Raw genomic sequence first — 21,879 nt, forward strand, 5'->3', positions numbered from 1 at the left:
GGATTGCCAGCCGGGCTTAGAGGCCCAGCACCAGGCGGGCGATGATGCCCTTCTGCACTTCGGTCGTGCCGCCGTAGATCGAGGTCTTGCGCATATCGGCATAGCCCGCGCCGGCAGCGGCGGCCATCTCGGGGCCGGGGCCGTGAAAATCGTTGCCGGCCTGCAGCCAATCGGGGTCATAAGGCCAGGCGTCGGGGCCCGCGACCTCCATTTGCAGCATGGCCAGATCCTGCTGGATCTCGGACCCGCGGATCTTCAGCACCGAGGCCTCCGGGCCCGGCGTGCCGTCGTTGCTGGAGGCCACGCGCAGCAGCAGCATCTCCAGCGCCATGATGTCGACCTCGATGCGCGAGATCCGGTCGCGCATCCGGCTGTCGGCCAGCAGGGGCCTGCCGTGCGACTGCGCGCGCGCCGCCATGGTCTTCAGGATGCCCAGTTCGCGATGGCAATGCCCCAGGCCGGCGATGCCGGTGCGCTCATGGCCCAGCAGGTACTTGGCGTAGGTCCAGCCCTGGTTTTCTTCGCCCACCAGGTTGGCCACCGGCACGCGCACGTTCTCAAGCCAGACCTCGTTGACGTCGTGTCCGCCATCCAGCGTGCGGATGGGGCGCACGGTGACGCCCGGAGCACGCATGTCGAGCAGCAGCATCGAGATGCCGCGTTGCGCGCGCGCGTCCGGGTCGGTGCGCGCCAGGCAGAACATCCAGTCGGCGTATTGCGCCAGCGTGGTCCAGGTCTTCTGGCCATTGACCACGTATTCGTCGCCGTCGCGCTCGGCGCGCGTCTTCAGCGACGCCAGATCGGATCCGGAACCCGGCTCGGAGTAACCCTGGCACCACCAGTCCTGCACCCGCAGCATGCGAGGCAGCAGGCGGGCCTGCTGCTCGGCGCTGCCGTACTTCATCAGCACGGGACCGATCATGGACAGGCCGAACGGCAGCAGGCGCGGCGCGCCCGCCTTGAAGCATTCCACTTCGAAGATCAGGCGCTGCAGCGCATTCCATCCCGTGCCGCCGTGCTCGACGGGCCAGTTGGGCGCGCCCCAGCCTTGATCGGCCAGGATGTTGTGCCAGCGCACATAGTCGTCGCGTTCAAGCCGCTGATGCCGCAGCACCTTGCCGCGGATGTCGTCCGGCAACTTTGCGTCTGCGAATGCGCGCACCTCTTCGCGGAATCGGCGCTCTTGCGGCGTCCAGGTCAGGTTCATGGTCTACCTCCTTTTCCCGGTATCTAGCCACGGCCTGGACGCCCGGACAATCTGCCTCTTCCGAAGACGGGCTTCGCGCGGCGTGTAGGGAAGGCGGGGCACTACGGTTTGGCAAAAGTCCTGCTTCAGCAATGAAGAATGGCCGAAGCCGGCGGCGGTGCCGACACTAGGGCCTGTCAACACAGGAATCCCATCGCACCATGACTGTTTCCGATCAGCAGGAATCCGTGCCGCAGGGCGTCGAGGCGCAGTACCGCCAGGCGCTCGACGAGGGCAGGTTTCTTATTCAGCATTGCGCCGGTTGCGACCGCGCGGTGTTCTATCCCCGAATGATCTGCCCCCATTGCGGCGCGGACAAGCTCGCATGGACCACGCCCGACGGGCGCGGCACCGTCTATTCCACCACCGTCGTGCGGCGCAAGCCCGACGCGGGCGGCGACTACAACGTGGCCCTGATCGACCTGCACGAAGGCGTCAGGCTCATGAGCCGCGTTGAAGGCATTGCGCCGGACGCGGTGCATATCGGCATGGCGGTGCGCGCTCAGGTGGCCTTGCAGAACGGGCAGGGGCTGGTGGTGTTCGTTCCCAACAAGGAGGCGCAATGACGCTGAACGATTTGCGCGGCGCCGTGGCGGTGGCCGGCGTGGGCCACGCCGGCCTCGGACAGGCCACGGGCTACACCGAAATGGAGATCCTGGTGCAGGCGGCGCAACGCGCCGTGGCGGACGCCGGCCTGAGCATGCGCGACATCGACGGCATCTGCACCGCCAGCGTCGCCGCGCCCATGTGGGCCATGCCGGTGATCGAACACCTGGGCATCCGCCCCACCTTCATCGACAGCACCATGCTGGGCGGCTCCAGCTTCGTGGCGCACCTGCTGCCCGCGCTGCACGCGCTGGCGTCCGGCCAATGCAACGCGGTGCTAGTCTGCTACGGCAGCACCCAGCGCACCTCCACGTTGAGCCGCGCCGAGATCGGCCGCGTGCGCAAGCAGTTCGATCCCCAGCCTTATGAAACCCCCTACGATCCGCTGAGCCCGCTGTCTTCCTATGCACTGGCGGCAGCCCGCCACATGCATCAGTACGGCACGCGCCGCGAACACCTGGCGCAGGTGGCGCTGGCGGCCAACCAATGGGCCCAGCTGAATCCCGAGGCGCAACTGCGCGAACCCGCCACGCTGGACCAGATCCTGTCCGCCCGCATGGTGTCCGACCCCCTGAGCGTGCGCGACTGCTGCCTGGTCACCGATGGCGCGGGCGCCTACGTGCTGGTACGCGCCGACCGGGCGCGCGACCTGCCTCGGCCGCCCGTCTATGTGCTGGGCAACGCCACGGCGGTGTGGAACCGGCAGATTTCTTCCATGGAAGACCTGACCGTGACCGCCGCCGCCGAATCGGGCAGGCGAGCCTTCGACATGGCCGGCGTGACGCCGAAGGATATCGACGTGGTGGAGCTTTACGACGCCTTCACCATCAACACCCTGCTCTTCCTGGAAGACCTGGGGTTCTGCGCCAAGGGCGAAAGCAAGGAATTCATCGCGGACGGCGCCATCGCCCCCGGCGGCAGGCTGCCCGTCAACACCAATGGCGGCGGCTTGTGCTGCGTGCATCCAGGCATGTATGGCGTCTTCATCATGATCGAAGCCGTGCGCCAGCTGCGTGGCGAAGGCGGCGCCCGCCAGGTCGCCGGCGCGCAGCTCGCGCTGGTGCACGGCAACGGCGGCACGCTGTCCAGCCAATCCACCGCAATCCTGGGCACCCAGGCCACTCTTTGACCGGCACGGCGACACGATGTCTCAAGCAGAACCCCTCGCCCGCATCCATGAGCTCCTGGCGCTGCAGGCGCACCGGCAGCCCGACGCCATCTGCCTGTACGAAGAAGGCGGCGGCACGCTCAGCTATGCCCAGCTATGGCGGCGCGTACAGGACACGGCCGGATGGCTGCGGGAACAGGGCGTGCGTCCCGGCCACCGCGTGCTGATGGTGGGCGAAAACAGCGCGGCGATGATCGCCGCGCTGTTCGGATGCGGCCTCGCGGGCGCGTGGCCGGTGGGAGTGAATGCCCGCCTGTCCGCGCGCGAGGTCGACAACATCCGCCAGCATGCGCAGCCCGAACTGGTGCTGTACACCACCGGCATCTCGTCCGCGGCCGCCGCGCATGCCGCCGCCGCGGGCGCGGTCGACGCGGACGCCGCCGTCTGGGGTTCGGGGGTGCAAGCCGCAAGGGCAGCCAGCCCCACGCACGCGGAAACCGGCGAACTGGCGGCGGAAGTCGCCACCGTGATCTACACATCCGGCACCACCGGCTCCCCCAAGGGCGTGCTGGTGCCGCACCGCGGCCTGCTGCATTTTGCGCGCGTGTCCGCGGCATCGCGCCGGCTGACCCCGCACGACATCGGCTATGCCGCGCTGCCCATGTCGCATATCTTTGGCATCGCCACCGTGCTGATGGCCACCCTGCATGCGGGCGCCAGCCTGGTGCTGCGCAGCCGCTTCGATGCCGCCGACGCCTTCAAGGCGCTGGCGCATCCCGGCGTCAGCATCCTGCAGGGCGTGCCAACCATGTTCAGCCGCATGATGGCCATGGCCCCGCCGCGCGCCGAACTGCGCGCGCCCGCCCTGCGCTACCTGTATACGGGCGGCGCCGCGCTGGATCCGACGCTCAAGCGCGATGCGCAGCGCTACTTCGGCGTGCCTATGCATCACGGCTACGGCATCACGGAGTACGCCGGCTCCATGTTCATCACCGACATCGACGCGCCGCGCGACGACTGTTCCGCGGGCTACGCCGTGGACGGCGTGCAGATGCGCATCGGCAGCCCGGATGCGGGCGCTCCCGTGCCCGGGGAACGCGGCGACATCCTGATCCGCGGCCCCGGCGTCATGCTCGGCTACTACCGCGATCCCGGGCAAACCGCGCAGGCGCTGCTGCCCGGAGGCTGGCTCAACACCGGCGATATCGGCTTTGTCGACGCCAGTGGCGCGCTGTTCATCGCGGGACGCTCCAAGGACCTGATCATCCGCTCTGGCTTCAACGTCTATCCGATCGAGGTCGAGTCGGTCATCAATGCCTTTCCCGGCGTGCGCCTGTCCGCCGTGGTGGGCCGCGACACCGCGGACCAGAACGAAGAGGTCATCGCCTTCGTCGAGCCCATGCCCGGCGCCACGATAGACACCAACCTGCTGATGCTGCATCTGCGCGCCCAGCTGGCGCCGTACAAGCGGCCGGCGCGCATCATCCCCATCGAAACGATACCCACCACCGTCAGCGGCAAGATCCTGAAGCAGCCATTGAAAGAAAGGCTGGCGTAGGCGCGGACAGACGTTCCGCTCCACGACCAGCCACTCATACACAAGGAGACAAGAGCGTGAACATCAAGAACCTGTTCGCCGCGGCCACCGCCGTGGCTGCGTTGACTGCCGCCCAAGGCGCCTGGGCCGAGGGCTACCCCGAACGTCCCATCCGCCTGCTGGTGGGCTACGCCCCGGGCGGCCCCGTGGACACCACGGCCCGCGTCTTCGCCAAATACCTGGGCGACAAGCTGGGCCAGGCCGTGGTGGTGGAAAACCGCGCGGGCGCCAGCGGCATGATCGCTTCGGACGCCACCGCCAAGGCCGCGCCCGACGGCTACATGCTGGGCTTTGCCGCCAGCCCCACCCTGACGATGTCGCCGCTGGTACAGCGCAGCACCCTGTTCGATCCGCGCAAGGATTTCTCGCTGATCGGACTGGTGGTGGACTACGCCAACGTGTTGCTGATCGGTCCGCAAATCCCCGCCAAGAACGTGGGCGAGCTCGTCAGTTATGCGCGCGCGCATCCCGACGCCGTGTCGTTCGGGTCCGCGGGCATCGGGGCGTCCAATCACCTGTCCGCCGAGCTGCTGAAGAAGCAGGCCGAAGCCGCGATGCTGCACGTGCCCTATCGCGGCAATTCGCCCGCCATGATGGACGTCATCAGCGGCAAAGTGACGTTCATGTTCGATATCACCAGCACCGCCATCCCCTTTATCAAGAGTGGCAAGGCGCGCGCGCTGGCCGTCACATCCAAGACGCGCAACCCCGAGTTGCCCGAGGTGCCGACGATGATCGAAGCCGGCATGAAGGACTACGAGGTCGTGGGCTGGTACGCGCTGGTGGGGCCGAAGAAGCTGCCCGAGGCCGTGTCGGCGCGCCTGACCCGCGCGCTGGGCGAGGTATCGAAAGACCCCGCCTTCCGCCAGGCCATGACCGAGGGCGGATACGCCATCAACACGGGAGATTCCAAGGCCCTTCAAACCCGCATCGACCGCGAGTACGCCCTGTGGGCGGACGTTATCCAAAGCGCCAACATCCAGGCCAACTGATCAACACCGGAGCACCATGATGAATCCTCCGCTTGCGCTGCACGCCCAGACCCGCCTGCCTGTCATTGGCGCCCCCATGTTCCTGGTCTCGGGGCCGCAATTGGTAGTGGCGCAATGCGCGGCGGGGATCATCGGCACCTTTCCATCGCTGAATGCCCGTCCGCAGGAACAGCTGCACGACTGGATCACCCGCATAGAAGATGGCCTTGCGGCCAAGCGCAAGGCCGATCCGGCCGCCAGGGTGGCGCCGTATGGCGTGAATCTGATCGTCCATCCCAGTAACGCCCGCTGGCAGGGCGACCTGGCCATCTGCGCGGATCGGCGCGTGCCGCTCATCATCACATCGCTGCACGCGCCGGAAGCGGTGGTAAAGGCGGTGCATCCTTACGGCGGCCTGGTCTATCACGACGTGACGACGGTGCGCCACGCCAAACGCGCGCTGGACGCGGGCGTCGACGGCCTGATCCTGGTGGCCGCCGGAGCGGGCGGCCACGCGGGCCAGGTCAATCCGATAGCGCTGGTGAACGAGATCCGCGCGTTCTACGACGGGCCGTTGGCGCTGTCAGGCTGCATCAGCCATGGCAAGGACATCCTGGCGGCCCAGGTCCTGGGCTGCGATTTCGCGTACATGGGCACGCGCTTCATCGCCACGCAGGAGTCGCTGGCAGGCGCAGCCTATCGCGAGATGGTGCTGCAGGCGCAGGCGGCGGACGTGACCTATACGCCTTATTTCTCCGGCGTGCCGGCGAACTATCTGTCGGCCAGCATCGTGGCGGCGGGGCTGGATCCCGTGGCGCTGGCGAAAGGCGGCGAAGTGCCGACTGCGAACATGGACAAGAGTACTCGGCCGAAGGCGTGGAAGGATGTGTGGAGCGCCGGGCAGGGAGTTGGGGCTGCGCAGGAGATCTTGGCTGTGGGGACGTTGGTGGAGCAGTTGGAGGCGGAGTATTGGGGGGCTCGGGAGGGGGTGGTTCGGAGAGGCATTTGAGTTGCGGAGGTTTGGGTTCTTTGGGTTCTTGAGACGCCTGGCGTGGCGGGGGCCTGGGGTGTGTGGGGCTGCGATTGCGGTCCGGAGCCTTCGCTCCGGACTGCCCCATCGTCATCTTCGTCAGCGCCTTTGGCGCTTCCTTCAGATTCCCTCGGGCTTATCGACGCCCCGCACACCCCAGGCCCCCGCCACGCCAGGCTCTGGTGGTTGAAACTTTTCGGGCGCTGGGGCGGGTGGGGTTCTTGAGGTTCTCGCCAAGGGTGGGGTGGTGATGGAATATCTTGCGGGGCCCGCCCCCGGCCGGCCGCGCGGGCGGCCTTGGGGGGCTTACGCGGTGTCTTGCGTCGTAGCGATGACGCTTCGCGTGTGGGTCAGGGTGTTGGTGTGCTTGGCCGCGTTTGTGTGGTGATGGAAGATCTTGCGTCGCTCGCCCCTTGTCGGCCGCGCGGGCGGCCTCGGGGGCTTTGACGGTGTCTTGCGATTGGGGATGCCGCTACGCGGCTGCGGAAGATTTCGTTTGCGGGGCCCGCCTCAAAACGGCCGCCCGGGCGGCCTTTTGAGGCTTACGCGGTGTCTTGCGGCACATGATGCCGCTGCGCGCTCCTCATGATTCACAAACCGATGCTGCTCGCGATCCACCAGCCGGTGCGCCGCTGCGCGCCGATAACTGCCAGATATCCGCAATTGGCAGCGGGCAACGATCAAGCCAGCCAGAACAGGCGCAGACTTCTCCGCCCGTCACTAATCGCCATTTCAACTCCCGTGCCCGATGGGCGGCGCGCGCGCACAAACTCCATGCGCAAGCGGCTCGCCATCGCGCGCCGCCCATCACCGCCCCTCCCCCCACGGCGGGCACCATTAGCAAACGTCTCTCCGCATTCGCGTAAGCGAACACCGCATCAACGACCAAACGCCCATATGCCAAATGCAGCCGCCCGCGCGGCTGCATTTGGCGGCCCCGCAAGTTCCCTGCCCCGACCACAGGTCTAACAGCGCATCAAACCCAGACACTCGTAGCCCGGCGGCGCGGGCGGGGGGGCTGCGAGCAACCTCCATGCGCCCGAGGGAATCTGAAGGGAAGGCCGAAGGCCTGGACGAAGATGACGACGGGGCAGTCCGGAGCGAAGGCTCCGGACCGCAATGGCGGGCGCTCGCAGCCCCCCCGCCCGCGCCGCCGGGCGACCTACGAAGCATGACTGGAGACCAGCGAAGCATGACGGGCGACCTACGAAGAACAACAAGCGACCCACGACAAACAACAGGCAAGCGACAAAGAACAACAAGCAACCTACGAAGAGCTACCGTCCACGCAGCCCCCCAAGCGCCCGCCCCAAATCCCCCCTCACTCCAGCTTGATGTTCGCCGTCTTGATCAACTCCCGCCACTTCACGATTTCGTCGCGCACGAATTCGCCGAATTGTTCCGGCGTGCCGGGCTTGGGCTCGGCGCCCGCCGCGATCATGGCCTTGGCCGTGCCGGGGTCCGACAGCACCTTCACCATGTCGGCGTTCATGCGCTTGACGATATCCGGCGGCGTGCCCTTGGGCGCCAGCACTCCGCTCCAGGAATACGCTTCATAGCCCGGCAAACCGGACTCGGCGATGGTCGGCACATCGGGCAGCATGCTGGAACGCGTGGGGTTGCCGACTCCCAGCGCGCGTATCTTGCCGCCCTTCAGATGCGGCACGGCCGACGGGCCGTCCGCGAACATCACCTGCACCTGGCCGCCCAGCAGGTCCTGCATGGCGGGTGCGCTGCCGCGATAGGGAACGTGCTGGATGCGCACCTCGGCCATGGCATTGAACAGTTCGCCTGCCAGATGGGTGCCGCCCCCGGTGCCGGACGAGCTGAACGACAGCTTGCCGGGGTTCTTCCTGGCGTAGGCGATCAGTTCGCTCACCGTGTTCACCGGCAGCGAGGCGTTCACCACCAGTACGATCGGAAAGACCGCCGCCATCCCGACCGGCACGAAGTCATTGCTGATGTCGTAGCTGAGGTTGTTGCGCAGGCTGGGCAGCACTGCGTGATGAATGGACGCGAAAAAGAAGTTGTAGCCGTCGGGCTCGGCCTTGGCGGCAAACTGCGCGCCCACGATGCCGCCTGCGCCAGACTTGTTGTCCACCACGGTGGGCACCGACCAGAGCTGCCCCAGCGGTTGCGTCGTGAAGCGGGCGGTGGTATCCACCGGCCCACCCGCGGGAAAGGGCACGATGAAGGTCACGGCATGGCCAGGCCAGGTTGCGGCACGGGCCCACGAAGGAAGCATGGCGGCGGCGCACGCGGCGCCCAGCCCCGCGACGACGCGGCGGCGTTCAAGATCGATCACGGCAGTCTCCTGAGTCTTCTTCTATTCACGGTCAAGCATCAAGAACTTCCGCCCGCCGCTGCTTTTTTATTATTTTCCGATTGCCGGGATTTGCCGCTACACATTTTCAAAAGCCCCTCTTTCGCCCGGGCTCCGGTTCGCTCACCGGACACTATCTGTCCGGTCGCCGCGGAATTACGCCATATGGCCTAGGGCATCCGATGCGGTATCCGTGGCGGATGCGGCCGCCGGCGCGCTATTGCCCGCGCGCGGCGCGTTGCACGTGCTCGATGAAGCATTCCGCGAAGCTGGGCAGGTCACGGCCACGCTGACGGCACAGCAGGCGGTCACGCAGCGCCCAGGGGTCTTCCAGCTTCAGGACATGCAAGGCGTCGGGGCGGCTGTAGCGCGCCGCGCAGGCGCGCGGCACGACCGCGATGCCCGCGCCCGCCTCCACCATGCGGCAGACGGCTTCGAAGCTGCCCACATGCACACGCTGGCAGATGCGCTTTCCCAATCCGCTGGCGATGTCTTCCAGGAAGGTCTGGATGGCGCTGTCGGGATGGATGCCGACAAATTGATAGGCATCCACCAGGTCCACGAAATGCGCGGAACTCTGGGCGGCCAGCGGGTGGCTCAGCGATGTCACCACGGTGAGCTCATCCCGGAACAGGGGCGTGACGTCCAGCCCTTCGACGTCGATATTGCCGGCCACGAGCCCGAGATCCCCGGCGCCCGCCCGGATCGCGATGACGATGTCGCCCGAGATCTTCTCTTCGAGCTCCACGTCCACGTCGGGGTTTTCCGCAAGAAAGGTGGACAGCGCGTCGGCCAGGAAGGAGTTGGTGGCCGTGGTGTTGGCCAGCAATCTCAGCCGTCCCTTCAAGCCGCTGGCGTAGGGCTGCAGATCGGCGTTCAGGCATTCGAGCTGCCGGAAGACGGCATTGGCGTGCTTGAGCAGCACCTCGCCCGCCGGCGTCAGCGCGACGCCCGTGGCCATGCGCACCAGCAGCCGGGCCTTGAAGGCCTCTTCCATGTGCTTGACCCGGGCGCTTGCCGCGGGCAGCGACAGGAAGGTGCGCTCCGCGGCCCGTGTCAGGTTGAGTGTGTCCCCCACGTTCAGAAACAAACGCAGGTCAGTCAGATCATGTCTCATGTTCCACCACGCAGAAGGGGGGCATTTCTAATTTTGAATTCTTCGAATGCCGGGTCGAATCTACCATGGTGCATTCCCGTAAACCAGACGGGTTGATGCGGAACTGTTTTCCACACGGCGCGCGCGCCGCAGCACAGGAGTCAGCTTCAATGAGCGGCATAGTTTCCGGAAAGGTAGTCATCGTTACAGGCGCGGGCGGCGGGATTGGCCGCAGCATTGCGCTGGCCATGGCGCAAGCAGGCGCCAAGGTCGTCGTCAACGACATCGGCGTATCGCTCACGGGCGAAGGCGGCGCGGAAGGCCCGGCGCAAGCCGTGGTGAAGGAAATCGCCGCGGCCGGCGGGCTGGCGGTCGCCAACACCGACAGCGTGGCCGCGTACGACAGCGCCAGCCGCGTCGTGCAGACCGCGATCGACGCGTTCGGCCGGATCGACGCCGTCATCAATAACGCGGGAAACCTGCGCGACCGGGTTTTCCACAAGATGAGCGAAGAGGAATGGCGCCAGGTGATCGACGTGCACCTGAACGGCACGTTCTTCATGAGCCGCGCGGCGGCGCCTTACTTCCGCGAACAGGAGTCCGGCGCCTTCGTGCACATGACATCCACGTCCGGGCTGATCGGCAACTTCGGCCAGGCCAATTACGCGGCCGCCAAGCTGGGCATCGTGGCGCTGTCCAAATCCATCGCCCTGGACATGGCGCGCTACAACGTGCGGTCCAACTGCATCGCGCCGTTCGCCTGGAGCCGCATGACCAGCTCGATTCCGGCGGAGACGGACGAAGAGAAGGCCCGCGTCGAGAAGCTCAAGAAGATGGAAGCCGGCAAGGTCGCCCCCATGGCGGTCTACCTGGCCAGCGACGCGGCCAGCGAAATCACCGCGCAGATCTTCGCCGTGCGCGCCAACGAGATCATGCTGATGAGCCAGCCCAGGCCTTTGCGCACCGTGCACCACAGCGAGGGCTGGACGCCGGAACGCATCGCCGAGATCGCGGTGCCGGCCATGCGCAAGCACTTCTACGCGTTGGAGCGTTCGCCCGACGTGATCGACTGGGATCCCATCTGAGGCCGCCATGCCGTTGGACTATGCAACCGTGAAGGAATGGCGCTTTGACGACGTGCGTCAGCGCTATGACCAGAAAGACACCATGCTGTATGCGCTGGGCATCGGCCTGGGGCAAGACCCCGAAGACGCGGGCCAGCTGCGCTACGTGTACGAAAAGGACCTGCAGGCGTTTCCGACGATGAGCGTGATCCTCGGCTATCCGGGCTTCTGGGTCAGCGACCCGCGCACCGGCGTCGACTGGGTGAAGGTGGTGCATGGCGAGCAGCGGCTGACGCTGCATGCGCCCCTGCCCGTCTCGGGCGTGGTCACCGGCAAGACGCGCAACACGCACGTGGTCGACAAGGGCGCGGACAAGGGCGCCATCATCGTCACCGAACGCACGCTGCACGATGAAGACGGCGCGTGCCTGGCCACCTTGCGGCAAAGCACCTTCTGCCGCGGCGACGGCGGCTTCGGCCAAGGCGACGCCAGTCCGGAGCCCCTGCCCGCCGCGCCCGATGGCGACCCCGAACTGCGCTGCGAGCTGCGCATACCGCCCAGCGCCGCGCTGCTCTACCGGCTGAACGCGGACCGCAATCCGCTGCACGCCGATCCCGAGATCGCGCGCCAGGCGGGCTACCCGCGCCCCATTCTGCACGGGCTGTGTTCGTACGGCGTGGCGGCCCACGCCATCGTCAAGACGTTCTGCGACTACGACGCCGCGCGCCTCACCAGCCTGAACACGCGCTTCTCCGCGCCCGTGTATCCCGGCGAAACCCTGCAATGCGACATGTGGCGCACGCCGGACGGCCAGATCCGCTTCATTGCGCGCGCCAAGGAGCGCGGCGTCGTCGTCATGAGCCACGGCACCGCCACGGTGCAATCATGACGCGGCCGCCTCCGCTAGACGGCATCCGCGTGCTGGACCTGTCGCGCATCCTGGCCGGGCCGTGGTGCACGCAGAACCTGGCCGACCTGGGCGCCGATGTCATCAAGATCGAACGCCCGCGCGTGGGCGACGACACGCGCGCCTGGGGCCCGCCCTTTCTGAAGGACGGCGACGGGCAGGACACCAACGAATCCGCCTATTACCTCAGCGCCAACCGCAACAAGCGCTCGGTCGAAGCCGACATGGCCACGCCCGAAGGCGCCGCGCTGATCCGCGAACTGGCCGCGGTCAGCGACATCCTGGTCGAGAACTTCAAGGTGGGGGGACTGGCCAGGTACGGGCTGGACTACCAGAGCCTGAAGGAAATCAACCCGCGCCTGATCTACTGCTCGGTCACCGGCTTTGGCCAGGACGGGCCGTTCGCGCAGCGCCCGGGATACGACTTCATGATCCAGGGCATGGGCGGCCTGATGAGCATCACCGGCGAACGCGACGACCTGCCCGGCGGCGGGCCGCAGAAGGCCGGCGTGGCGGTCACCGACATCGTCACCGGCATGTATGCCACCGTGGCGGTGCTGGCGGCCTTGCAGGAACGCCATCGCAGCGGCCTGGGCCAGCACCTGGACATCGCCCTGCTGGACAGCCATGTGGCGCTGCTGGCCAACCAGAACTCAAACTACTTCAACTCTGGCGTCGCGCCCACCCGCGCCGGCAACGCGCATCAGAACGTGGTTCCTTACCAGGTGTTCGCCGCCAGTGACGGCCACCTGATCGTGGCCACGGGCAATGAATCGCAGTACCGCGCCTATTGCCGCGCCATCGGGGCGCCGGAACTAGGAGACGATCCGCGCTTTGCCACCAACCGGCTGCGTGTCACCAATCGCGAAGTGCTGATCGGCATCCTGGCGGCGATCATGCGGGAAAGCCCCCGCGACGACTGGATCGCCAGGCTGGAAGCCGTGGGCGTGCCTTGCGGCCCCATCAACGACATCGCCCAGGCATTCGCGCATCCGCAGGCGCATGCGCGGCAGTTGCGGCGCGACATGCCGCATCCGTCTGGCGGCACGGCCCCGGTCACGGCCAGCCCGCTGCGGTTCTCGGCGTCCCCCGTGGTGTATCGCCGCGCGCCGCCGCTATTGGGCGAACACACCGAGGAAGTGCTGCGTGAAGTGCTGGGCAAGTCGGCGGAGGCGATCGCGGCATTCGGCAAGTGATGCCGCTGGACGCGCCGCGGTCAGCGCGCGTCGTCCAGCAGCCAATGGCGCGTATTGGACCAGCCCCTGAACACGCGCGCTCCCTGAGCACCCGTTTCATGCTGGGGCAGGCGCTCGCCATCCGCCGCCTGATGCAGGCCTTGCATGACCGGCCGGAAACGGCGCTGGAATGCCGCCCCCTGCGTCCGCAGATGCGCTTCCATCGCGGCAATCGCCGCTCTCTGCTCCGCGGGAGCGAGCAGGGAAAGATAGAACAGCACTTGCCGCCAGGCCTGCGCGGTATTGCGGATCATGCGCAAACGCGGATGCCAATCGTTGATCTTCATCTGCTGGCGTGCGCAGATCCATTCGAAGCCCGCGGCCGCCATCTGCGCGTAACGGCTGCGCAAGACTGCGTCCAGGCCAGCGTCCGCCACCAGCACCGCAAGGTTCTGCGTGGTCAGGATCTGCTGCTGTTCGATGACCATGCCGTTGACGGCCGGCTGACCCAGGCCGGCTTGCACCCCGGCGCGCGCCGCGCAAAGCAGGCCGAATGCGTCCACGCCCCTGGATTCCCGGGGCATCGGCAGCGCCAGGATGTCCCGCGCGTCGATTGCGTAGTAGTTGGCGTACAGGCGGCCATCCAGCAGTAGCGACGCGCACCGGGCCGCGTCCAGGAACTTTCGTCCGAACCGGCACATGAAAATGTCCGCCGCCAGTTCATCGACCAGCGGAAGGTCCCATTGCGCGCGCTCCGCAAGCGCGCGCAACTCCTGCAGCAGCTTGTTGGGCAATGGCGCATGGGGAAACGACGCAAGCGTCAGTCCCGCAATCTCGTTCAGTACGGCGCGCGCCGCAACGGCGTCCTGTTGCGCCGCCCGCCGATGGTTCTCGACGGCCGCGATCCAGGGCAGTCCGCCAAACGTCGCCTGCCGCTCCAGATTGAGGAGCAAGAGGGAACGACGCCGGCGGAACGCCTGATAGCAGGCTCCGTACACCGCCCGCAATACCGGATCGTCAAAGCCTCCGCCCTGCAGGGCGGACGTTATCTGCGGCGCCAGTGTCGCCAGGAATTCTCCGGAGGCGATCAGCCCGTATTCCACCAGCTGCGCAATCGTGCCGCTTTGGCAACGCCGCGCGCGCCGTGCCACCGGCGCCGGCACTGCCGCTCCCGCTGGCAGGCCCAGGCTGCCCGCCTCCTGCGCGGTCAAGGGCGCCAGCACCGGCGTCAAGTCCCGCACGCCGGCCGTTGCCGGATAGCTCTGCAGCCGGCCGGCAATCAGGGGCGCGATTTCATGGAATCCAACGGCGGCGACGTCGCGGCGCTGAGCTTGCCGAAATGCCTGGTGCCCGGGCGAACCCGGTTCGCCATGCGCGGCCACGAAATCCTGCACGATGCGGCGTATCCGCCCCACCTGCCTGCCGCTCAAGGCATCCGGGGCCTGCGCGCAGCGCGCCAGCAGTTCAAAAAGTTCTCGCTTGTGGCGATGCCGGCGCGATGTGCCGAGCGATACCTGGCCGCAGGCTTGCGCGGCATTGATGTCCTTGACCAGCGCCTCGGCGCGGCGCGCCCAATCCTGCGGATAACGCCGGCAGGGCCAGCCGTCCTCGACCGTCTCCAGGAACAAGGCTATGGCCTGGTCGTAGCGCGGCAACAGGCCTTGCACCGCCGCCCGTTGCGCCGCGATGCGCGGCTGTGGCGCCAGGCCGGACAAGCGCGTGGCCACTTCGCCCGCCGTGCTGACATGGATCTCGGCGCCGGTCCCGTCTTCTGCCGACCGCGGCGCGGGATAGAAGCGCAGACGGTCGAAGAACGGCGCCAGGACCGAGACCAGTTCGCGCGCGGCCTCGGCCTGTCCCTGGCCCAGCAGCCAGGCCACCACCGCCAGCGCCGCTTCCTCGGGCACGTCGATGCGATAGTCGCCGCTGGCCATGCGGCGCTGCAATTGCGCAACCCCGGCCTCGCTCAGGAAGTAGGCATTGAGATCGCGCCGCTCGCTGCCGGCCTGGACGCCGGGAAGGCTGGCGGCCAGTTCGCGTTCGAACCCGGTCAGCGGCCCGCCCGCGAGCAGGGCGCCGGTGGCGAATCCGCCCGTGGCGACATCGAGCGTCACCCAGTCGGGAATCCCGGGCAGCGGAGTCGGCGACCCGTAGGCGACGGAGCCGGCCAATGACTGCGCCAGCACTTGCTGCCAGCGGGCGACGCGCGCGGCCGCCCGGTCACGGACGACCGGGTCCACGTGAGTCTCGTAGGTCAGGAATGCTTTCGCGAGCATGGCGGCGGCGTAGCCGCTGCCCACCCCGAGCGCATCCGGAGCGTCATCCATGATGCCTGCCTCGCGTGAGAAGAAGGGATCCGGGAGCTGGATTCGAACCAGCGCCTATTCGGACTGGAGCCGAATGTTCTGCCGCTGAACTATCCCGGAACAACGGACGCAGTATAGACATACCGCCTGTCCGCGGTTTCTTGCCGCCCCAAAAAAAATCGGCCGCTGATTCCAGCGGCCGATTCATCTTCGGTTAGGCGACGGCAACCGGGATCTTGCCGATCTTCGCCTGCCATTCCTTGGGTCCGGTCGTGTGGACCGAAGTGCCCTGGGCGTCCACCGCCACGGTCACCGGCATGTCCTTCACGTCGAACTCATAGATGGCTTCCATGCCCAGGTCCGCAAAGCCCAGCACCTTGGCGCCGCGAATTGCCTTGGACACCAGGTAGGCCGCGCCACCCACGGCCATCAGGTAGGCCGAACCGTGCTTCTTGATGGCTTCGATGGCGACCGGGCCGCGCTCGGACTTGCCGATCATGGAGATCAGGCCGGTCTTCTCCAGCATCATGTCGGTGAACTTGTCCATGCGGGTGGCGGTGGTGGGACCGGCGGGGCCGACCACTTCGTCACCCACCGGATCCACCGGCCCCACGTAATAGATCACGCGGTTGGTGAAGTCCACGGGCAGCGGTTCGCCCTTGGCCAGCATGTCCTGGATGCGCTTGTGCGCGGCGTCGCGGCCGGTCAGCATCTTGCCCGACAGCAGCAGGGTCTGGCCCGGCTTCCAGCTGGCGACTTCTTCGCGGGTCAGGGTGTTCAGGTCGACCTGCTTGGACTTGTTGTAGTCCGGGGCCCAGTGCACTTCCGGCCATTCGGACAGCGACGGCGGATCCAGGCGCGCGGGGCCGGAACCGTCCAGCTCGAAGTGCGCATGGCGGGTGGCCGCGCAGTTCGGGATCATGGCCACGGGCTTGGAGGCCGCGTGCGTCGGGAAGGTGCTGATCTTGACGTCCAGCACGGTGGTCAGGCCGCCCAGGCCCTGCGCGCCGATGCCCAGCGCGTTGACCTTTTCGTACAGCTCGATGCGCAGCTCTTCCAGCTTGTTCTGCGGGCCGCGGGCCAGCAGTTCGTACATGTCGATGTCTTCCATCAACGACTGCTTGGCCATCAGCATGGCTTTTTCGGCGGTGCCGCCGACGCCGATGCCCAGCATGCCCGGGGGACACCAGCCGGCGCCCATCGTGGGAACGGTCTTCAGCACCCAGTCCACCAGCGAATCGCTGGGATTCAGCATGGCGAACTTGGTCTTGTTTTCGGAACCGCCGCCCTTCGAGGCGATCTGCACGTCGACCTTGTCGCCCTGGACAAGTTCGACGTGCAGGATACAGGGCGTGTTGTCGCGCGTGTTCTTGCGCGCGAACAGCGGGTCGTCCAGCACGGAAGCACGCAGGGGATTGTCGGGATTCAGGTAGCCGCGGCGCACGCCTTCGTCGCAGAGTTCCTGCAGGGTGCGCTTGGTGTCGAAGCGCACGCTCATGCCGATCTTCAGGAAGACGTTGACGATGCCGGTGTCCTGGCACAGCGGTCGCTTGCCTTCGGCGCACATGCGCGAATTGGTCAGGATCTGCGCCATCGCGTCGCGCGCGGCCGGGCTTTCCTCGCGCTCGTAGGCGCGCGCCAGGTGGCGGATGTAGTCGACGGGGTGGTAGTAGCTGATGAACTGAATGCCATCGGCTATCGACTGGATGAGGTCTTCTTCTTTAATGATGACGGACATGGCGATCTGCGGTCAGGATGGAAAACATGAAAACGTGAAAACGCGGCCGGCAGTACCGGCCGCGCGCTTGTGTGTACAGCCTATTTTATTTGCCTTGCCAGACGGGCTTGCGCTTCTCGGCAAAGGCGGTGGCGCCTTCCTTGGCGTCGGCGGACGTAAAGATATGTGCGATCAGCGGGCGCTGGCGGTCGAACATGCCTTCCTGCTCCCAGTCGCCGGATTGCGCCACGATGCTCTTGGCGGTCTGAACCGCCAGCGGGCCGTTCTCGACGATGGCCCGGGCCAGTTCCAGCGCGCCGGCCAGGGCGCCGCCGGGTTCGGTCAGGCGGTTGACCAGGCCGAAGGCGTGGGCGCGCTCGGCGCTCAGCATCTCGCCCGTCAGGATGACTTCCATGGCGATGTGGTACGGCAGGCGGCGCGGCAGGCGCAGCAGGCCGCCGGCGCCGGCCACCAGGCCACGCTTGACCTCGGGCAGGCCGAACTTGGCATTGTTCGCGGCCACGATCAGGTCGGAAGCCAGCGCCATTTCGCAACCGCCGGCCAGGGCGTAGCCTTCGACCGCGGCGATCAGCGGCTTCTTGGGCGGCCGTTCGTTCAGGCCGGCAAAGCCGCGGCCTTCCACGTACGGACGCTGACCCGACTTGGCGAAAGCCTTCAGGTCCATGCCCGACGAAAACGTGCCGCCGCCACCCGTCAGGATGCCGATGCGGACGTCGTCGCGGCTGTCCAGCTGGTCCAGCGCGGCGGCCATGGCCACGGCGGTTTCCAGATTGATGGCGTTCTTGGCCTCGGGACGGTTGATCGTGATGATCTGGATGCCGTCGGTGACTTCCACCGTGATCAGGTCAGACATGGGACTGCTCCTTTTCGGGAATTCTCGGAATCTTGTTCCGGGTTTTATATAAGACTCAAGCCTCAACCCGGAATCATACGATCATTGGTTTCGGGGTGCAGCGCGGGGGCCGCCAGGCGTCCACCTGGGGCACACCCGGAACGCATGCCGAGCACAAGATGTAACCGTCATCCCCGCGCCTGGGACCGCTGCGCCCCCAGGCCAGTTAAAATGCCGGGTTTCCCACGCCCAGGGCAGCCCTTGCCCGGCGGCCGAATTCCAAGAATCCTATGCTCACCTTTCAGCAAATCATCCTTACGCTCCAGGAATACTGGGACAAGCAGGGTTGCGCCCTGCTGCAACCCTACGACATGGAAGTCGGCGCCGGCACCTCGCATACGGCCACGTTCCTGCGCGCGATCGGCCCGGAGCCCTGGCGCGCCGCCTACGTGCAGCCCTCGCGCCGTCCCAAGGATGGCCGCTACGGCGAAAACCCCAACCGCCTGCAACACTATTACCAGTACCAGGTCGTGCTGAAGCCCGCGCCCCCGGAAATCCTGGATCTCTACATCGGTTCGCTCAAGGCGCTGGGCATCGACCCGACCCAGCACGACATCCGTTTCGTCGAGGACGACTGGGAAAATCCCACGCTGGGCGCCTGGGGCCTGGGCTGGGAAGTCTGGCTGAACGGCATGGAAGTCACGCAGTTCACCTACTTCCAGCAGGTCGGCGGCCTGGATTGCACGCCGACCACCGGCGAAATCACCTACGGCCTGGAACGCCTGGCCATGTACCTGCAGGACGTGGAAAGCGTCTACGACCTGGTCTGGACCGAAGGCGCCAACGGCAACCGCGTGCTGTACCGCGACGTGTTCCACCAGAACGAGGTGGAGCAGTCCACCTACAACTTCGAGCACTCGTCCGCCGAGATGCTGTTCTCGCACTTCAATGACTACGAAAACGAGGCCAAGCGCCTGATGGACGTGCCGCTGGCGCTGCCGGCCTACGAGGCCGCCCTGAAGGCCGCGCACACGTTCAACATGCTGGACGCGCGCGGCGCGATCAGCGTGACCGAGCGCGCCGCCTACATCGGCCGCATCCGCAACCTGTCGCGCGCCGTCGCCCAGGCTTACTACGATTCCCGCGAACGACTGGGCTTTCCCATGCTGGGCCGCGACAAGGCCGCCGGGGAGGCTGCATAAATGACGACGAACATCCGCCCGCTGCTGGTCGAACTGCTGACCGAAGAACTCCCGCCCAAGGCCCTGCAGAAGCTGGGCCAGGCCTACGCCGAAGGCGTGCGCGCCACCCTGGACCGCCACGGCCTGCTGGCCGAGGGCTGCGCCGTGACCGCGTATTCGACACCGCGCCGCCTGGCCGTGCACCTGTCCGCCGTGCTGGCCCAAGCGCCCGACCAGCCCTACGCCGAAAAGCTGATGCCGGTGAAGATCGGCCTGACCGAAGACGGCAAGGCCACGCCCGCGCTGCAGAAGAAGCTGGCCGCCAAGGGCCTGGAAAACATCGACCTGTCCACGCTGGACCGCGAGTCCGACGGCAAGCAGGACTACCTGGTCGCGCGCGGCACCGCCGCCGGCGCCCAGTTGGCGGCCGGCTTGCAGGAAGGCATCGATGCCGCCATCGACGGCCTGCCCATCCCCAAGGTCATGCGCTACCAGTTGGCCGATGGCGTCACCACCGTCAAGTTCGTGCGCCCGGCGCACGGCCTGGTCGCCCTGTTCGGCGCCGACGTGGTGCCGGTGTCGGCGCTGGGCCTGTCGGCGGGCCGCGACACGCTGGGCCACCGCTTCATGAGCGCAGGCCCCGTCGCGTTCGCCGACGCCGATTCCTACGCCGCCACGCTGGCTGAAAAGGGCCGCGTCGTGGCGTCGTTCGAAGGCCGCCGCGACGAGATCCAGCGCCAGTTGCTGGACCACGCCGGCCGCCTGTCCGCCACCCTGGGCGACGATCCCGAAGTGGCCGCCCTGCTGGACGAAGTCACCGCGCTGGTCGAACACCCCACCGTCTACGTGGGCCAGTTCGAAGAGCAGTTCCTGCAAGTGCCGCAGGAATGCCTGATCCTGACCATGCGGCTGAACCAGAAGTACTTCCCGCTGTTCGACCCGGCCACCGGCCGCCTGACGCACCGCTTCCTGATCGTGAGCAACATGCACACGGACAATCCGGTGAACATCGTCGAAGGCAACCAGCGCGTGGTGCGCCCGCGCCTGGCCGACGCGCAGTTCTTCTTCGAGACCGACCGCAAGACGCCGCTGGCCGCGCGCGTCGAGCAACTGGGCTCCATCGTTTATCACAACAAGCTGGGCACCCAGCTTGAACGCGTCGAGCGCGTGCGCGCGATCGCCCGCGGCGTGGCCGGGCAGCTGGGCGGCGACGTTTCGGCCGCCGACCGCGCCGCCATGCTGGCCAAGGCCGACCTGGGCTCCAACATGGTGGGCGAATTCCCTGAGCTGCAAGGCATCATGGGCGCCTATTACGCGGCCGGCGACGGCGAGCCCGACAGCGTCGTGCAGGCCCTGCGCAATCAGTACCGCAATCGCTATGACGCGCCCGTCACGCAGGACACGCTCACCGCCGCCACGCTGTTCATCGCTGAGCGCGTGGAAACGCTGGTCGGCATCTGGGCCATTGGCCTGGCTCCCACCGGCGAGCGCGACCCCTTCGGCCTGCGCCGCGCGGCGCTGGGCCTGATCAGCGCGTTCGAGCAACTGGCCGCCGGCGGCTGGCTGAAGATCAGCCAGGACGGCCCGCTGTCCTTGAATGGCTTGCTGGAACTGGCCGCCGGCACGTTCCCGGCGGGCAAGATCCCGGCCGACACGGTGCCCGAAGTCCGCACCTTCATCTATGAACGCTATCGCAACCAGCTGATCAACGACTTCGACCGCAATGCGGTGGAAGCAGTGATCGCGCTGACCCCGCCCCTGCACCAGGTGGCCGAGCGCGTGCGCGCGGCCGCGGCCTTTGCGCAGCTGCCCGAAGCCGCCAGCCTGGCCGCCGCCAACAAGCGCATCGGCAATCTGCTGAAGAAGGCCGAAGGCGAGATCGGTGCGGTGAACGACGGCGCGCTGGTGGAACCCGCCGAAAAAGCCCTGGCCGCAGCCGTGTCCACGCTGCGCCCGAAGGCCGAGGCACAGCTCGCCGCGGGCGACTTCGCTGGCAGCCTTTCCACGCTGGCCCAGGCCCGCGAACCCGTGGACGCCTTTTTTGCCGACGTCATGGTCATGGCCGAAGACCCGGCCGTGCGCGCCAACCGGCTGGCTTTGCTGAGCCAGCTGCATGGCCTGATGAACCAGGTGGCAGACATCTCCAGGCTTGCACAGTGAAACTGATCATCCTCGACCGCGACGGCGTCATCAACCAGGACAGCGATTCGTTCGTCAAGAACCCTGACGAATGGATCGCCCTGCCGGGCAGCCTGCAGGCCATCGCCCGGCTAACCCAGGCGGGCTGGAAAGTGGTGGTCGCCACCAACCAGTCGGGCCTTGCGCGCGGCCTGTTCGACATGGATACGCTGACTGCCATCCACACCAAGATGCGGCGCGAGCTCGCTGCGGTGGGCGGCAGCATCGATTCCGTGTTCATGTGCCCGCACGGGCCCGATGACGACTGCACCTGCCGCAAGCCCCGCCCGGGCATGTTCGAGCAGATCGGCCACCGCTACGACGTCAATCTTGCCGGCGTGCCGGCGGTGGGCGATTCGCTGCGCGACCTCCAGGCCTCCTCGGCCGCGGGGTGCTCGCCCTGGCTGGTGCTGACCGGCAACGGCAAGAAGACACAGGCCAAGGGCGGCCTGCCCGACAACACGCGCGTATGCGATGACTTGTCGGCCGTGGCCGACGCCCTGCTTCAGGACGTTTGATTC

The 21,879-nt window shown here is 67.0% G+C and carries 17 protein-coding genes and 1 tRNA gene; 11 read left to right on the forward strand and 7 right to left on the reverse strand.

The features are described from left to right. Positions 1–16: 16 nt before the first annotated feature. Positions 17–1,207, reverse strand: a complete 1,191-nt coding sequence (locus HLG70_RS17380) for an acyl-CoA dehydrogenase family protein (RefSeq protein WP_171661740.1) — start codon at positions 1,205–1,207, stop codon at positions 17–19. A 200-nt stretch (positions 1,208–1,407) separates the two neighbouring features. Here HLG70_RS17380 and HLG70_RS17385 point away from each other — a divergent pair, with 200 nt between their 5' ends. Genes HLG70_RS17385 through HLG70_RS17405 form a run of 5 tightly spaced genes read left to right on the forward strand, consistent with a single transcriptional unit; the run spans position 1,408 to position 6,537 of the window. Continuing rightward, the gene (locus HLG70_RS17385; protein ID WP_171661739.1) at positions 1,408–1,812 is read left to right on the forward strand and encodes a Zn-ribbon domain-containing OB-fold protein; all 405 of its coding nucleotides are present in this window, start codon (positions 1,408–1,410) and stop codon (positions 1,810–1,812) included. Next, positions 1,809–2,981, forward strand: a complete 1,173-nt coding sequence (locus HLG70_RS17390) for a thiolase (protein ID WP_171661738.1) — start codon at positions 1,809–1,811, stop codon at positions 2,979–2,981. The genes HLG70_RS17385 and HLG70_RS17390 overlap by 4 nt, the downstream gene beginning before the upstream one ends. A 16-nt stretch (positions 2,982–2,997) precedes the next feature. Further along, positions 2,998–4,518 (forward strand): class I adenylate-forming enzyme family protein, encoded by a 1,521-nt coding sequence (locus HLG70_RS17395; protein ID WP_171661737.1) that lies wholly within the window; start codon positions 2,998–3,000, stop codon positions 4,516–4,518. A 56-nt stretch (positions 4,519–4,574) separates the two neighbouring features. Then, positions 4,575–5,549, forward strand: a complete 975-nt coding sequence (locus HLG70_RS17400) for a Bug family tripartite tricarboxylate transporter substrate binding protein (RefSeq protein WP_171661736.1) — start codon at positions 4,575–4,577, stop codon at positions 5,547–5,549. A gap of 19 nt (positions 5,550–5,568) precedes the next feature. Then, positions 5,569–6,537, forward strand: coding sequence for an NAD(P)H-dependent flavin oxidoreductase (locus HLG70_RS17405; protein ID WP_171662024.1), 969 nt, complete (start codon positions 5,569–5,571; stop codon positions 6,535–6,537). Between the two features lie 1,342 nt (positions 6,538–7,879). On the opposite strand, the gene HLG70_RS17410 is transcribed toward HLG70_RS17405, so the two are convergent. Both HLG70_RS17410 and HLG70_RS17415 read right to left on the reverse strand, forming a co-directional pair. Next, the gene (locus HLG70_RS17410; protein ID WP_171661735.1) at positions 7,880–8,863 is read right to left on the reverse strand and encodes a Bug family tripartite tricarboxylate transporter substrate binding protein; all 984 of its coding nucleotides are present in this window, start codon (positions 8,861–8,863) and stop codon (positions 7,880–7,882) included. 235 nt (positions 8,864–9,098) lie between these two features. Next, complete coding sequence (locus tag HLG70_RS17415) at positions 9,099–9,998, reverse strand: LysR substrate-binding domain-containing protein (protein ID WP_171661734.1); 900 nt, start codon at positions 9,996–9,998, stop codon at positions 9,099–9,101. Positions 9,999–10,147: 149 nt separating this feature from the next. On the opposite strand from HLG70_RS17415, the gene HLG70_RS17420 reads away from it, so the two are divergent. Genes HLG70_RS17420 through HLG70_RS17430 form a run of 3 tightly spaced genes read left to right on the forward strand, consistent with a single transcriptional unit; the run spans position 10,148 to position 13,144 of the window. Further along, the gene (locus tag HLG70_RS17420) at positions 10,148–11,062 is read left to right on the forward strand and encodes an SDR family NAD(P)-dependent oxidoreductase (protein WP_171661733.1); all 915 of its coding nucleotides are present in this window, start codon (positions 10,148–10,150) and stop codon (positions 11,060–11,062) included. A gap of 7 nt (positions 11,063–11,069) precedes the next feature. Continuing rightward, on the forward strand, positions 11,070–11,930 hold the full coding sequence (locus tag HLG70_RS17425) for a MaoC/PaaZ C-terminal domain-containing protein (RefSeq protein ID WP_171661732.1): 861 nt from the start codon (positions 11,070–11,072) through the stop codon (positions 11,928–11,930). Further along, the gene (locus tag HLG70_RS17430; RefSeq protein WP_171661731.1) at positions 11,927–13,144 is read left to right on the forward strand and encodes a CaiB/BaiF CoA transferase family protein; all 1,218 of its coding nucleotides are present in this window, start codon (positions 11,927–11,929) and stop codon (positions 13,142–13,144) included. Before HLG70_RS17425 ends, HLG70_RS17430 begins: the two co-directional genes overlap by 4 nt. 20 nt (positions 13,145–13,164) lie before the next feature. On the opposite strand, the gene HLG70_RS17435 is transcribed toward HLG70_RS17430, so the two are convergent. From HLG70_RS17435 to HLG70_RS17450, 4 genes are all read right to left on the reverse strand, one after another. Next, entirely contained in the window at positions 13,165–15,450 is a 2,286-nt protein-coding gene (locus HLG70_RS17435) for a hypothetical protein (protein WP_171661730.1), read from the reverse strand. Positions 15,451–15,477: 27 nt separating this feature from the next. Next, a tRNA-Trp gene (locus tag HLG70_RS17440) sits at positions 15,478–15,549 on the reverse strand. A gap of 94 nt (positions 15,550–15,643) precedes the next feature. Further along, entirely contained in the window at positions 15,644–17,167 is a 1,524-nt protein-coding gene (locus HLG70_RS17445; protein ID WP_171661729.1) for a fumarate hydratase, read from the reverse strand. 85 nt (positions 17,168–17,252) lie between these two features. Beyond that, positions 17,253–18,020, reverse strand: a complete 768-nt coding sequence (locus HLG70_RS17450) for a crotonase/enoyl-CoA hydratase family protein (RefSeq protein ID WP_171661728.1) — start codon at positions 18,018–18,020, stop codon at positions 17,253–17,255. Positions 18,021–18,289: 269 nt separating this feature from the next. On the opposite strand from HLG70_RS17450, the gene glyQ reads away from it, so the two are divergent. The 3 genes from glyQ to gmhB are packed head-to-tail and all read left to right on the forward strand — an operon-like array spanning position 18,290 to position 21,876. After that, entirely contained in the window at positions 18,290–19,201 is a 912-nt protein-coding gene (gene glyQ, locus HLG70_RS17455; protein WP_171661727.1) for a glycine--tRNA ligase subunit alpha, read from the forward strand. After that, positions 19,202–21,340: a glycine--tRNA ligase subunit beta gene (glyS, locus tag HLG70_RS17460; RefSeq protein WP_171661726.1), complete on the forward strand. Its 2,139-nt coding sequence runs from the start codon at positions 19,202–19,204 to the stop codon at positions 21,338–21,340. Next, positions 21,337–21,876, forward strand: coding sequence for a D-glycero-beta-D-manno-heptose 1,7-bisphosphate 7-phosphatase (gene gmhB, locus HLG70_RS17465; protein ID WP_171661725.1), 540 nt, complete (start codon positions 21,337–21,339; stop codon positions 21,874–21,876). Before glyS ends, gmhB begins: the two co-directional genes overlap by 4 nt. Positions 21,877–21,879: the final 3 nt, after the last annotated feature.

The organism is Achromobacter deleyi, from assembly GCF_013116765.2.
GTDB lineage: Bacteria > Pseudomonadota > Gammaproteobacteria > Burkholderiales > Burkholderiaceae_B > Achromobacter > Achromobacter deleyi_A.

What these genes read in the sequence shown, in the direction of transcription:
- HLG70_RS17380 (WP_171661740.1), bottom strand. Translation starts at nt 1,207, where the DNA reads ATGAACCTGACCTGGACGCCGCAAGAGCGCCGATTCCGCGAAGAGGTG.
- HLG70_RS17385 (WP_171661739.1), top strand. Translation starts at nt 1,408, where the DNA reads ATGACTGTTTCCGATCAGCAGGAATCCGTGCCGCAGGGCGTCGAGGCG.
- HLG70_RS17390 (WP_171661738.1), top strand. Translation starts at nt 1,809, where the DNA reads ATGACGCTGAACGATTTGCGCGGCGCCGTGGCGGTGGCCGGCGTGGGC.
- HLG70_RS17395 (WP_171661737.1), top strand. Translation starts at nt 2,998, where the DNA reads ATGTCTCAAGCAGAACCCCTCGCCCGCATCCATGAGCTCCTGGCGCTG.
- HLG70_RS17405 (WP_171662024.1), top strand. Translation starts at nt 5,569, where the DNA reads ATGAATCCTCCGCTTGCGCTGCACGCCCAGACCCGCCTGCCTGTCATT.
- HLG70_RS17415 (WP_171661734.1), bottom strand. Translation starts at nt 9,998, where the DNA reads ATGAGACATGATCTGACTGACCTGCGTTTGTTTCTGAACGTGGGGGAC.
- HLG70_RS17420 (WP_171661733.1), top strand. Translation starts at nt 10,148, where the DNA reads ATGAGCGGCATAGTTTCCGGAAAGGTAGTCATCGTTACAGGCGCGGGC.
- HLG70_RS17425 (WP_171661732.1), top strand. Translation starts at nt 11,070, where the DNA reads ATGCCGTTGGACTATGCAACCGTGAAGGAATGGCGCTTTGACGACGTG.
- HLG70_RS17430 (WP_171661731.1), top strand. Translation starts at nt 11,927, where the DNA reads ATGACGCGGCCGCCTCCGCTAGACGGCATCCGCGTGCTGGACCTGTCG.
- HLG70_RS17435 (WP_171661730.1), bottom strand. Translation starts at nt 15,450, where the DNA reads ATGGATGACGCTCCGGATGCGCTCGGGGTGGGCAGCGGCTACGCCGCC.
- HLG70_RS17445 (WP_171661729.1), bottom strand. Translation starts at nt 17,167, where the DNA reads ATGTCCGTCATCATTAAAGAAGAAGACCTCATCCAGTCGATAGCCGAT.
- HLG70_RS17450 (WP_171661728.1), bottom strand. Translation starts at nt 18,020, where the DNA reads ATGTCTGACCTGATCACGGTGGAAGTCACCGACGGCATCCAGATCATC.
- glyQ (WP_171661727.1), top strand. Translation starts at nt 18,290, where the DNA reads ATGCTCACCTTTCAGCAAATCATCCTTACGCTCCAGGAATACTGGGAC.
- glyS (WP_171661726.1), top strand. Translation starts at nt 19,202, where the DNA reads ATGACGACGAACATCCGCCCGCTGCTGGTCGAACTGCTGACCGAAGAA.